Raw genomic sequence first — 12,280 nt, 5'->3', positions numbered from 1 at the left:
ACCGCGTCAGCGGGCACATTGCACGCCCAATCAAAAGCGTGGGTGGAGCATGAGCACGTTCGAACACATCATCGTCGAAAGCATCGGGGCGGTCGGTATCATCAAGCTGAACCGGCCGAAGCTGCTCAACGCGCTCTCCTTCGGCGTCTTCCGCGAGATCGCAGCTGCCGTCGACGATCTCGAGGCCGATGACGCCATCGGCTGCATCGTCGTGACCGGCAGCGAGAAGGCCTTTGCCGCCGGCGCCGACATCAAGGAGATGCAGCCGAAGGGCTTCATCGACATGTTCTCCGAAGATTTTGCCGCGATCGGCGGCGACCGCGTCGCGCGCTGCCGCAAGCCGACGATTGCGGCGGTTGCCGGTTATGCGCTCGGCGGCGGCTGCGAGCTCGCCATGATGTGCGATTTCATCATCGCCGCCGACACCGCAAAGTTCGGCCAGCCCGAGATCACGCTCGGCACCATTCCCGGCATCGGCGGCACCCAGCGCCTGACGCGCGCGATCGGCAAGTCCAAGGCCATGGACCTGTGCCTCACCGGCCGCATGATGGATGCGGCGGAAGCCGAGCGTTCGGGCCTCGTCAGCCGCATTGTGCCCGCTGACAAGTTGATGGACGAAGTGATGGCGGCAGCCGAGAAGATCGCGTCGATGTCACGCCCCGCGGTCGCAATGGCCAAGGAAGCGGTGAACCGCGCCTTCGAGACCACGCTCGCCGAGGGCATGAGCGTCGAGCGCAACCTGTTCCACTCGACCTTCGCGCTGGAGGACCGCTCCGAGGGCATGGCGGCGTTCATCGAGAAGCGCAAGCCGGTGAACAAGAACCGGTAAGGTCGGCGAACGGTCAGGCTGGTGTAAGGCTCTGCCGCGTTCCCGCGCGCCCCCTGTGACGAAGCTGCAACAAGCACGGATTACATGGGGGTTTTCCCCGCGGCAGTTTGCCTGCGGGACCTCGGCTGGTTAAACAGTTAAGAGGCCACCGTCGGCGGGGGCGGACAGCCGGGTTAAGCGGGATTACATGATTGGACGTACCGCCAGAGCTGGTCGCGTGATGACGCGGCATCGATCGGGCGTGGGTCCTGTGCTTGCGACATGGACCACGCTGGCGCTCTGTTGCGCCCTGCCCTCCACCGCCTGGGCCGAAGCCCTGCCGGAGGCGCTGGCCAAAGCGTACCAGACCAATCCGCAGCTCAATGCCGAACGCGCGCGACAACGCGCCACGGACGAGAACGTGCCGCAGGCCCTTTCCGGTTACCGGCCGCAGATCGTGGCGAGCCTCAGCGCCGGCCTGCAATCGGTGCGCAATCTGCTGCCCGACAACACGATCCAGACCGGCAACCTGAAGCCGTGGATCATCGGCGTCACCGTGACGCAGACCCTGTTCAACGGCTTCCGCACCGCCAACAACGTGCGGGCCGCAGAACTTCAGGTGCAGTCGGGCCGTGAGGCGCTGCGCAATGTCGGCCAGGGCGTCCTGCTCGACGCGGTGACCGCCTACACCAACGTGCTCGCCAACCAGTCGCTGGTCGAGGCGCAGCGTTCCAACGTCGCCTTCCTGCGCGAGACGCTCTCGGTCACTCAGCGCCGCCTCAACGCCGGCGATGTCACGCCGACCGACAGCGCGCAGGCCGAGGCGCGCCTCAACCGCGGCCTTGCCGATCTCAACGCCGCCGAAGTCGCGCTTGCCGTCAGCCAGGCGATCTATGCGCAAGTGATCGGCAATTCACCGTCGCAGCTTCGGCCCGCCGAGGTCGTCGACCGTTATCTGCCGAAGAGCCGCGAAGACGCCATGACGATGGCGATCCGCCAGCATCCGGCGGTGATGGCCGCCAGCTTCGACGTCGACGTCGCCTCCACCAACATCCGCATCGCGGAAGGCGCGCTGCTGCCGAGTGCCACCATCCAGGGCAGCGCCAGCAAGAGCCGCAACAACGACCCGACGCTCGGCACCTTCGCCGAGGATCAGGCTTCGATCGTCGCCAACGTCACCGCGCCGATCTACGACGGCGGCCAGGCCGCCGCGCAGACCCGGCAGGCCAAGGAGATCACGGCGCAGAGCCGGCTCGTGCTCGACCAGGTGCGCAACCAGGCGCGCACGGCGGCGGTCAGCGCCTGGGTTGCCAATGAGGGCGCCAAGATCACGGTCTCGGCTTCGGAGTCCGAAGTGAAAGCCGCGACCGTCGCGCTGCAGGGCGTGCAGCGCGAGGCCGCCGGCGGCCAGCGCACGACGGTGGACGTCTTGAACTCGCAGGCCGATTTGATCCAGGCCAAGGCCCGCCTGATCGGCGCGCTGCGCGACCGCGTCATCGCCTCCTACACGCTGCTCAGCGCCACGGGCCATCTCGACGTCAAGACACTGAGCCTGAACACGCCGGACTACCTGCCCGAGGTGCACTACCACCAGGTCCGCGACGCCTGGCACGGCCTGCGCACGCCGTCGGGGCAGTAGTTTCAAATCATCTGGGCAGAGCCGATGAAAAGCCGCCGCATCCATCTGATGGGCGCTTCGGGCGCCGGCGTGACGACGCTCGGTCGCGCGCTCGCGGGCCGGCTTGCCCTGCCGCATCACGACAGCGACGACTATTTCTGGCTGCCGACGGTGCCGCCCTATCAGACGACGCGGCCACCATCGGACCGCCTGCGCCTGATGCGCGAGATGTTCTTGCCGCGTCTCGACTGGGTGCTGAGTGGAACCGTCACCGGCTGGGGCGACGAGCTCGTTCCATTGTTCGATCTTGTCGTCTTCGTGACTACACCGCGCGATCTTCGCATGCAGCGCCTACGCACCCGCGAAGCTGCACATTTCGGCGGGGACGCCGTAGCGCCGGGCGGCTGGCGCCATGAGGAGACCGAATCCTTTGTCGGATGGGCTTCACACTATGAAGCCGGCGATCGCGAAGGCCGCAGTCTCGCAAAAGATGAAGCGTGGCTCGCGGCCCTACCCTGCCCGGTCGTGCGCGTTGACGGCTCACGCCTGCTGGCCGACCTTGTCGAGCAGCTATGCAACGAGGCGCAGCGGCTGCCGGGCTGATGTGATACTGTCCGGCTCCACTGCCAAACAACAAAAATAGGGAGAGAAATCGTGCTCAACCGACGCAGCGTCCTGCTTGCCTCCCTCGCCGCCGGAGTAGCCATGACCAACAGAGCCCACGCCCGGGCCGTGCAGCCTGCGACACCGGTCAATTTCGACGTCCCGCCGCACGCCTGCGACTGCCACACCCATATCCACGGCGATCCCGAAAAGTTTCCGTTCTTCGCCGGGCGCGTCTACACGCCCGAGCCGGCCTCTCCGGAGGAGATGGCCGCACTGCACAAGGCGCTGCATGTCGAACGCGTGGTGATCGTCACCCCCAGCGTCTACGGCACCGACAATTCGTCGACCTTGTTCGGCATGAAAGCCCGCGGCGCGACTGCACGCGGCGTCGCCGTGATCGACGACAAGACACCGGAGAACGCGCTCGACACGATGCATCAGGACGGTTTCCGCGGCACCCGCCTCAATCTTGCGACCGGCGGCGTCAACGATCCCAATGTCGGACGCCCGCGCTTCACCGCCGCAGTCGAGCGCATGAAGGCGCGCGGCTGGCACGTGCAGCTCTACACCACGCTTGCCATGATCTCGGCGATCAAGGACCTCGTGGAGGCGGCGCCGGTGCCGGTCGTGTTCGACCATTTCGGCGGCCTCGAAGCATCGCGGGGCCTGGAGCAGCCGGGCTTCTCCGATCTCGTCGCGCTGGTGAAGTCCGGTAAGGCCTATGTCAAGATTTCGGGCGCCTACCGGTCGTCGAAGCTCGCGCCAGATTATCAGGACATGGTGCCGTTCGCGCAGGCCCTGATCGCGGCGAACCCCGATCGCATCGTCTGGGGCACCGACTGGCCGCATCCGGATTCGAGCCGCGTCGAGGGACGCAAGGCAACCGACATCGCGCCGCTCTACCAGATCGACGACGGGCGCCTGCTCAATCAGCTTCCGGTCTGGGCGCCGGATGCGAGCGTGCGGAAGAAGATCCTGGTCGACAATCCGGCGCGGCTCTACGGATTCTGATTCGCGACGCACGATCTCGTCGCAGCTCGCGGCAAAGTGGAACTTGATTCCACATCGCGCAATGGAACCGTTGTAACGAGAGCATAACGTTGCAAGAGGACACAACGCGACGTCGCCTCACAAGAACGTGTCTGCATTCCGATTCCGTTTTCACCCTTTCGGTTGAGGCGACGATTCCGTTTGGCCGGTACCTACACGCACAGATTTCATTTGTTTGTGCGGTCGCATGTCTCGTCGCATTATCTCGCCGCGCTTTTGTCCGGCGTCGGAATTGGTTTCACCGTCGCCGCTCCCATCGGGCCAATGGGCCTGTTGTGCATTCAGCGCACCTTGGCATCGGGAATCGCAACAGGGCTCGCGACGGGCTTCGGTGCGGCGACCGTCCATCTCACCTACAGCGCCTTTGCGGTGTTGGGACTTGGCTCGCTTGCGCAGCCTTGGGTCGAGGCCAATGCGGTGGGATTCGGAATCGTCTCAGCGCTCACGCTGCTATGGTTCGCGATCCGAACACATCGATGTTCCATCGTGCTCGAGGACGTCGGTGAGATCGACAGAGTGCGTCTGGCACGTGCCTATCTCAGCGCCATCGCGCTCGGACTGACCAATCCGCTGACGGTCATCCTGTTCCTGGCGGCGCTGCACGCATTCTCCACGCAGGCCGCGACGGCACCGCTGATCGCAGGCGTCTTCGTGGGCTCGGCGGTCTGGTGGATGATGCTCAGCACGATCGTTGCAACCGCGCGGTCGCGGCTGACGCCTCGGATGCTGTCGCTGAGCAGCCGGTTCGCCAGCCTGATGCTGCTCGCCCTCGGCATCACGATGCTGCTGCGGATCGCGCAGCGGATCTTTTGACGGGCGCCGTCAGCGCGCGCGGCGGGAGAAGAACGAGATCAAGACTGGCAAGGTCACGAGGATCACGACCGGCGCCAGCATCATGCCGGTGACGACGACGACCGCAAGCGGCTTCTGCACCTGCGAGCCGATGCCCTCTGACAGCGCTGCCGGCAAAAGTCCGACGCCGGCGACGACGCATGTCATCAGCACGGGCCGGAGCTGCAACTCACCGGTGCGGATCACCGCGCTCATGCGGTCCATGCCTTCTTCGATGAGCTGGTTGAACTGCGACAGGATGATGATGCCGTCCATCACGGCGATGCCGAACAGCGCGATGAAACCGATCGCCGCGGAGACGCTGAACGCAGTGCCTGTGATCAACAGACCAAGCACGCCGCCGAAGATCGCCATCGGGATCACGCTCATGGCCAGCAGCGTGTCGGTCATCGAGCCGAAATTGAACCAGAGCAGCACGCCGATCAGCGCCAGCGAGATCGGCACCACGAGCGACAGCCGCCGGATCGCGTCCTGGAGATTACCGAACTCGCCGACCCAGTCCATGTGCGAGCCCGGCGGCAGCTGCACTTGGTCGGCGATCTTCTGCTGCGCCTCGCGGATCGCACTGCCGAGGTCGCGCTCGCGCACCGAGAACTTGATCGGCAGATAGCGTTCCTGCTGCTCGCGATAGATATAGGCGGCGCCGGAGACGAGGCTGATGTTGGCGACCTCGCTCAGTGGGATTTGTGTGACGGTGCCGTTCGGCCCGGGCGCGCCGATCCGCAAGTTCTGGATCGCCTCCGCGCTCCTGCGGTATTCCGGCGCGAGGCGGACGATGATCGGGAAGTGACGGTCGCTGCCCGGCTCATAGAGATCGCCGGCGGTGTCACCACCGATCGCAACCTTGATCGTGGCGTTGATGTCGCCCGGCGCAAGACCATAGCGCGCGGCCTTGGCGCGGTCGATGTCGATCTGGACGGTCGGCTGCCCGAGTGAGGTGAACACCGCAAGGTCGGTGACGCCCTGCACAGTGGCCAGCACCGATTTGATCTTGCTGGCGGTGTCGGTCAGCGCCTGGAGGTCGCTGCCGAACAGCTTGATCGAGTTCTCGCCCTTCACGCCGGAGACGGCTTCGGAGACGTTGTCCTGGAGATATTGCGAGAAGTTGAACTCGACGCCGGGAAAGCGATCGTCGAGCTGCTTCAGCAGCTCCGCGGTCAGCTCTTCCTTGTCGCGCGTGCCGGGCCATTGGCTCACGGGCTTGAGCGGCGCGAAGAACTCGGCGTTGAAGAAGCCGGCGGCATCCGTGCCGTCGTCGGGACGGCCGTGCTGCGACACGACGGATTCGACCTCCGGCCGGGCGCGGATCACCTTGCGCATCTCGTTGACGTAGGAATTGCCTTCCTGGAGCGAGATGGTCGGCGGCAGCGTGGCGCGGATCCAGAGATTGCCCTCTTCCAGCTTCGGCAGGAATTCGAGGCCGAGCAGCCGGGCGAGCGCGACCGTCATCACCACCAGGCCGACCGCGGCGCCGAGGACGATCTTGCGGTTGGCCACCGCCCAATTCAGCACAGGCATGTAGAGCCGGTGCAGGATCAGCATCACCTTGGTCTCAGTCTCGTGGACATGCGCCGGCAGGATGATCGCGGACAGCGCCGGGGTCACGGTGAACGTCGCCAGCAGGCCGCCGGCCAGCGCATAGGCATAGGTGCGGGCCATCGGCCCGAAGATGTTGCCCTCGACGCCGGACAGCGTGAACAGCGGCAGGAAGGCCGCGATGATGATCGCGGCGGCGAAGAAGATCGAGCGCGAGACGTCGGCGGCCGCGCTGAGGATAGCGTGGCTCTTCATGCCAAACATCGTCTCGGGCGACATATGCTCGGATTCCGACATCGGCGTCGTCTGCGTCAAACGGCGGAAGATCGCCTCCACCATGATGACGGTGGCATCGACGATCAGGCCGAAATCGATCGCGCCGACCGACAGCAAATTGGCCGATTCCCCACGCAGCACCAGGATGATGACGGCAAAGAACAGCGCGAACGGGATGGTGGCGCCGACGATCAGCGCACTGCGCAGGTCGCCGAGGAAGATCCACTGCAACAGCACGATCAGCAGAATGCCGATCACCATGTTGTGCAGCACCGTGTGGGTGGTGAGCTCGATCAGGTCGCCGCGGTCGTAAATGCGCTCGATGCGCACGCCAGGCGGCAGAATGCTGGAGTTGTTGATGGTTTGAACGAGCTGGTGGACCCGCTTGATGGTTGGCGAGCTCTGTTCGCCGCGGCGCATCAGGACGATGCCCTGCACGATGTCGTCGGCCTCGTCGAGGCCGGCAATGCCGAGGCGCGGCTTCTGGCCCACGGTTACGGTGGCGACGTCCTTGACCAGCACCGGATTGCCGCCTGTCTGCGCCACCATGGTATTGGCGAGATCGTCGATCGACCGGATCAGGCCGACGCCGCGCACGACGGCTGATTGCTGGCCGATATTGACGGTGTTGCCGCCGACATTGACGTTGGAATTGCCGACCGCCTGGAGCAATTGCGGCAGCGTCAGACCGTTGGCGACCAGCTTGTTGAAGTCGACCTGAAGCTCATAAGTCTTGCTCTTGCCACCCCAACCGGTGACGTCGATGACCCCCGGCACGGCGCGAAAGCGGCGCTGGAGGATCCAGTCCTGAATGGTCTTGAGATCGAGCACGCTGTAGTTCGGTGGACCCACGAGACGGTAGCGGAAAATCTCGCCGATGGGGCTGAGCGGCGAGATCTGCGGCTGCACGTTGCCGGGCAGCGGTGCGAGCTGCGCCAGGCGGTTCAACACCTGCTGCAGCGCCTCGTCATAGGTATAGGCGAAGGAGAACTGAATTTTGACGTCGGAGAGACCGTAGAGCGAGATGGTGCGGATGGTCGTGATGTTCTTCAGGCCCGCAACCTGGGTCTCGATCGGGATCGTGATGTAGCGCTCGATCTCCTCCGCCGACAGCCCCGGGCTCTGCGTCACGATGTCGACCATCGGCGGGGTCGGATCGGGATAGGCCTCGATGTTGAGCTGGTTGAACGCGATCAGGCCGCCGATCAAGACAGCGACGAACATGCCGACCATCAGGAAGCGCCGGTTGACGGCAAGGGCGACGAGACGATCCATTCAGGTCTTCAATTTTCTTGGGTCGTCGATCAGCTGCCGGACGCCGCGCGGTCGATGAACAGGCTGCCTTTGGTGACGATCTGCTCGCCGGGTTTCAGATTGCTGGTGACCTCGACGAGATTGCCGTTGATGAGGCCGATCTTGATCTGGCGCAGCTCGACCGATTTGTCCTCGCGCGCGACCCAGATACGGACCTTGTCGGCTTCATAGATCAACGCCTGCTTCGGCACCGCCGGCGCGGCGCGGTCGCCGGCTGAATAGATCGTGACGTTGGCGAACATCTCCGGCTTGAGCAGGCCGTCCTTGTTGTCGATGGTGGCGCGGACCAGCAGGCGGCGGGTGCTGGGGTCGATCGCGGCGGCGACGTAGTTGATCCTGGCGGTCAGCGGCCGGCCCGGCAGTGCCATCACGTTGACGGTGATGTCCTGGCCGATGCACACCGCGGCCGCATCGCTCTCGCGCACGAAGGCGGTGAGCCAGACGGTGGAGAGGTCGCCGATCACGAAGACCGGATCGCTGGCGCCGGAATTGACGTACTGGCCGGGGCCGATCTTGCGCTGCACGACCGTGCCCGCGATCGGCGAATAGATCGTGACTTCCGGATTGATGGTGCCCTTGTCCTGGAATGCCTTGATGGTCTCGTCGGTGAAACCGAGGATGCGCAGCTTGTTGCGCGCGGCTTCCAGCGCGGTCCCGGACGAGCGCATGTCGTTGCGCGCCTGAACCTGGGTCGCTTCCGCCTGCTGATAATCCTTGAGCGGAATGGCATGGCCCTCATAGAGGTCCTTGGCGCGCTTGAACTGGATGTCGGAGAGCTCGAGCGCCGATTTCGCCTTGTTCTGCGAGGTCATCGCCGCGATGAAATCATTCTGGGCCTGCACCGTGTCGGCGGCCTCGATCGTGAACAGCGGTTGACCCTGCTTCAGCGTCTCGCCCGGCTTGGCCAGCAGCTTGGTGACGCGGCCCGCATAGGGCGAGAACACCGGTGTCGACCGGTCCTCGTCGACGGCGACCTTGCCCTCGGTGACATACTCGGCCCGGAAGCTCTTGGCCTTGACCGGCTCGATCGTCAGCGTCGCCCATTCGGACGGTGTCGGCGTGAAGTTCTGCGCATTCCTGCGCGACTGGCTGGAGATCTCGGAGTGCTTCTTTTCCTTGGCCCCCGAAGAGAGGAAGCCGTAGGCACCGGCGCCGACACCGGCAAGAGCTAGTAAAACTACGGATGTGATCACCCGTTGTTTTGTAAACACCTGCAATCGCTTGGTATTTTCAACTACCATGGAGCCCGGTCGTGTCTGCGACGATCTTGGCAGACGCCTGCCTTGTCGGTCGCGCTAATAGTGCCGAATTGCGATTTCAAACAACCAAAAAAACGCTGGGCGCCTTTCGGTTTGCATTAAAATTTTGCGGCGTGTCAGCTTCATGTCAGCTTTCGCGCCGGCCACTGCGCCGGATGACTGCCGAGCGGCATCGCCGGACGACTCCATTGCGCCGGCGTGTTCGACAGCAGCGCCGAATGGCGCACCGCCTTCAACATGCCGAATCCAGATGGCATGCTCTCGATGAATGCAGCATGTACGGCCTCGCCCGTAAGATCCGGGGTGTTCAGTCCGCCGTCGAGCCGGCCGAGATTCCAAAGCCAACGCCCGGTCTGCGCCAGCGACACGCGCACGTGCCAGCTGCCACCGTCGCGGGCCTGACGCGCCCTGGCCATCATCGCGCCGAACGCCATCAGATAGCCGGTGGCGTGGTCGAGCATCTGCGCCGGCAATTCCTTGGGACCATCGAGGCCGGCAGCGCGCCCCTCGGCGTGATTGAATCCGGTCGTGGTCTGCACCAGGGAATCGAAGCCGCGTCGCTCGGCCCAGGGGCCGGTGTGGCCATAGGCCGACAGCGTCACATAGACAATGCCGGGATTGATCTTCGCTGCATCCTCCGGCGCGAAGCCGAGGGCGGCAAGCGCATGCGGGCGATAGCCTTGCGAGAAGATGTCGGCGTCCTCTAGCAATTCGCGCAATCGTGCCCTGCCCGTCTCGCTCTTCAGCTCGATGAAGGTGGTGAGCTTGCCGCGGCCGGTGTCGATGGTGAGCCAGTCAATGGCGGGCAGCTCCGGCCCTGACACCAGCAGCACATCCGCGCCATGCGCAGCGAGCGTGCGGCCGGCGACGGGACCTGCGATGACGCGGGAGAGATCGAGCACGCGAAGTCCCGAGAGCGCACGATCGTTGTTCGATGATCCCTGCGGCCACGGCTTTGGCGAGGCTTCGCCGATCTTCTCGATCGAGATCAGCGGCAATTGCGCGAGCGCACGCGCCTGCGGCAGCGCGGACCATTCGTCGTAGCTGCGCATCAGGGCAACGACGCCGCCCGCGGCGTAAGCCGCAGTCTCGAAATCTTCTCCCTTCCATTGCATCAACGTGGCCTGCACCTGGTCGCGCTCGGCCTCGCAGCCGAGCACCTTGCAGACGGCGTCGCGATGATGCGGAAAGTTGGTGTGGCAGCGCACGAAGCGGTTGTCGCCGGTCCTGTAGACGCCGGCGATGGCGTCCCAGGCCGGCGGCGGCGGTTTGTCGTCGAGAAGCAAATAGCGCTCGGAGCGGCATTCGGCGACGGCGTGGCGCAGGTCGACGGAAACGCCTTGCGCCTCGCCACTGCGCAGCCGCCAGATTTCGGTAGCCGCAAGGCCGGCGGCAGCTATCGTCGTCTGCCCGGCGACCGCGACACGAAACGAAGACGGGATTTGAGGCTCCTCGCCCGTCAACCGCACGCGATCGAGGGCGGCCGCGTCACCGCCCGCAGAGGTCCAGATGCCCTTGAGAATGTCGGCAGGGCTTTGCATGGCCGCTTCTCTCCCCTAGTTTTCCCGACCATCCCACGTTCACAGAAAGGATTGCAATGGCCGCCATCGATCCCCTCACCGCGGGCGCCGTGTTCGTTGCAACGGCGGCCACCGACGCGGTCTATGTGATGTTCACCTCGGCCGTGATCGCGCGCAAGCGCATGTCAGCGGCGAACTGGAGCGCGGTCTGGTACATGCTCTCCTCCTACGCCGTGATCAGCTACACCGAAAACGCGTTCTATGTCGCTTTCGCCGCGATCGGCTCCTGGGCCGGCGCCTACGCCTCGCTGACCTTCCTGCACCGCCCGCCCGGCGGCCCGCCGGTCGGAGCGGCGCCGGAGTGAGGTGAGCCCCACATCTCTCCACGTCATTGCGAGGAGCTCTTGCGACGAAGCAATCCAGACCGTCTCCACGGATGCATTCCTGGATTGCTTCGCTGCGCTCGCAATGACGATGTGGAGGCTTCTGGGCAATTCGAGAAACGGCTATGATTGCTGCACAACAGCAAGGAAAACCAGACAATGGATCTCGGGCTCAAAGGAAAGAACGCCATCGTGCTCGGCGGCACGCGCGGCATTGGACGGGCGATTGCGGCAACGTTGGCCGGTGAAGGCACCAATGTCGCGGTATGCGCGCGCAATGCCGATCAGGTTGCGGCCACCGTCGCTGAGCTGAAAGCGAGCGGCGTCAGCGCCACCGGCGGCCCGGTCGACGTCACCGACGGCGCAGCGTTGAAATCGTGGATCGAAGCCGCTGCAAAGGAACTTGGAGGCATCGACCTGCTGTTCTCAAATGCCGGCGCGATGGCGCAAGGCCGGGATGCAGCGTCATGGGAACAGAACTTCCGGCTCGACGTGCTCGGCGCCGTGCATGCGTTCGATGCCGCCCGTCCGTTCCTCGAAGCCAGCGGCGAGAGCAGCGGTGATGCCGCCTTCGTCATCATCTCGTCGATCTCGGCAGCGCAAGCGGACACGGCCAGCTCCTACGGTCCGATCAAGGCCGCGCTGATCCACATGGCCAAGGGACTGGCGCGGCAATATGCAAAGAAGAAGATGCGCGTCAACGTGGTGTCGCCCGGCACCGTCTATTTCAAGGGCGGCGTCTGGGAGATGATCGAGAAGAACATGCCCGAGCGCTATAACGACGCGATGAAACGCAATCCGACCGGACGTATGGCAACGCCGCAGGAGATCGCCAGCGCGGCGGTGTTTCTGGCGAGCCCGGTGTCAGGGTTCACCACGGGATCGAATCTCGTCGTGGACGGCGCGATCTCGAACCGGGTGAATTTTTGAGGGCACACGACATCGTCGTTGCAGAACTCGTAGCAACCATTAAATGGCGGCGGTGTTTTGAGCCGACGGATCGCCTGCGCCTGCCATGATGACGCCGTGCTCGCGTCCGTCAAGGCGTGGCCTGGCGG

At 64.6% G+C, this 12,280-nt stretch carries 10 protein-coding genes; 7 read left to right on the top strand and 3 right to left on the bottom strand.

Going from position 1 to position 12,280, the window contains the following annotated elements; translation table 11 throughout:
- The first annotated feature begins 49 nt into the window (after window positions 1-49).
- From IVA81_RS12090 to IVA81_RS12070, 5 genes are all read left to right on the top strand, one after another.
- Window positions 50-829: an enoyl-CoA hydratase gene (locus IVA81_RS12090; protein ID WP_247316642.1), complete on the top strand. Its 780-nt coding sequence runs from the start codon at window positions 50-52 to the stop codon at window positions 827-829.
- Between the two features lie 220 nt (window positions 830-1,049).
- Window positions 1,050-2,447, top strand: a complete 1,398-nt coding sequence (locus IVA81_RS12085; protein ID WP_247316628.1) for a TolC family outer membrane protein — start codon at window positions 1,050-1,052, stop codon at window positions 2,445-2,447.
- A 24-nt stretch (window positions 2,448-2,471) separates the two neighbouring features.
- Window positions 2,472-3,029: a hypothetical protein gene (locus IVA81_RS12080; RefSeq protein WP_247316627.1), complete on the top strand. Its 558-nt coding sequence runs from the start codon at window positions 2,472-2,474 to the stop codon at window positions 3,027-3,029.
- Window positions 3,030-3,080: 51 nt separating this feature from the next.
- Entirely contained in the window at window positions 3,081-4,043 is a 963-nt protein-coding gene (locus IVA81_RS12075) for an amidohydrolase family protein (RefSeq protein WP_247316626.1), read from the top strand.
- Between the two features lie 216 nt (window positions 4,044-4,259).
- Complete coding sequence (locus IVA81_RS12070; RefSeq protein ID WP_247316723.1) at window positions 4,260-4,895, top strand: LysE family transporter; 636 nt, start codon at window positions 4,260-4,262, stop codon at window positions 4,893-4,895.
- Between the two features lie 9 nt (window positions 4,896-4,904).
- Here the strand turns inward: IVA81_RS12070 and IVA81_RS12065 are convergent, their stop codons facing one another.
- From IVA81_RS12065 to IVA81_RS12055, 3 genes are all read right to left on the bottom strand, one after another.
- Window positions 4,905-8,021 (bottom strand): CusA/CzcA family heavy metal efflux RND transporter, encoded by a 3,117-nt coding sequence (locus IVA81_RS12065; protein ID WP_247316625.1) that lies wholly within the window; start codon window positions 8,019-8,021, stop codon window positions 4,905-4,907.
- A gap of 29 nt (window positions 8,022-8,050) precedes the next feature.
- Window positions 8,051-9,301, bottom strand: a complete 1,251-nt coding sequence (locus tag IVA81_RS12060; protein ID WP_247316624.1) for an efflux RND transporter periplasmic adaptor subunit — start codon at window positions 9,299-9,301, stop codon at window positions 8,051-8,053.
- Window positions 9,302-9,441: 140 nt separating this feature from the next.
- A complete protein-coding gene (locus IVA81_RS12055; RefSeq protein WP_247316623.1) occupies window positions 9,442-10,860 on the bottom strand; it encodes a CoA transferase in 1,419 nt (472 codons plus the stop codon).
- 56 nt (window positions 10,861-10,916) lie between these two features.
- Here IVA81_RS12055 and IVA81_RS12050 point away from each other — a divergent pair, with 56 nt between their 5' ends.
- Together IVA81_RS12050 and IVA81_RS12045 are read left to right on the top strand one after the other, a co-directional pair.
- Complete coding sequence (locus tag IVA81_RS12050; protein WP_063196058.1) at window positions 10,917-11,204, top strand: hypothetical protein; 288 nt, start codon at window positions 10,917-10,919, stop codon at window positions 11,202-11,204.
- Between the two features lie 177 nt (window positions 11,205-11,381).
- Entirely contained in the window at window positions 11,382-12,152 is a 771-nt protein-coding gene (locus tag IVA81_RS12045) for an SDR family oxidoreductase (protein WP_247316622.1), read from the top strand.
- Window positions 12,153-12,280 lie beyond the last annotated feature (128 nt).

Source organism: Bradyrhizobium sp. 141 (assembly GCF_023074055.1).
Taxonomy (GTDB): Bacteria; Pseudomonadota; Alphaproteobacteria; order Rhizobiales; family Xanthobacteraceae; genus Bradyrhizobium.
This window is presented reverse-complemented; position numbering and strand designations above follow the sequence as displayed.

Coding starts and splice junctions, on each gene's coding strand:
- IVA81_RS12065 (WP_247316625.1), bottom strand. CDS start 8,021: ATGGATCGTCTCGTCGCCCTTGCCGTCAACCGGCGCTTCCTGATGGTC.
- IVA81_RS12060 (WP_247316624.1), bottom strand. CDS start 9,301: ATGGTAGTTGAAAATACCAAGCGATTGCAGGTGTTTACAAAACAACGG.
- IVA81_RS12045 (WP_247316622.1), top strand. CDS start 11,382: ATGGATCTCGGGCTCAAAGGAAAGAACGCCATCGTGCTCGGCGGCACG.
- IVA81_RS12085 (WP_247316628.1), top strand. CDS start 1,050: ATGACGCGGCATCGATCGGGCGTGGGTCCTGTGCTTGCGACATGGACC.
- IVA81_RS12080 (WP_247316627.1), top strand. CDS start 2,472: ATGAAAAGCCGCCGCATCCATCTGATGGGCGCTTCGGGCGCCGGCGTG.
- IVA81_RS12090 (WP_247316642.1), top strand. CDS start 50: ATGAGCACGTTCGAACACATCATCGTCGAAAGCATCGGGGCGGTCGGT.
- IVA81_RS12050 (WP_063196058.1), top strand. CDS start 10,917: ATGGCCGCCATCGATCCCCTCACCGCGGGCGCCGTGTTCGTTGCAACG.
- IVA81_RS12055 (WP_247316623.1), bottom strand. CDS start 10,860: ATGCAAAGCCCTGCCGACATTCTCAAGGGCATCTGGACCTCTGCGGGC.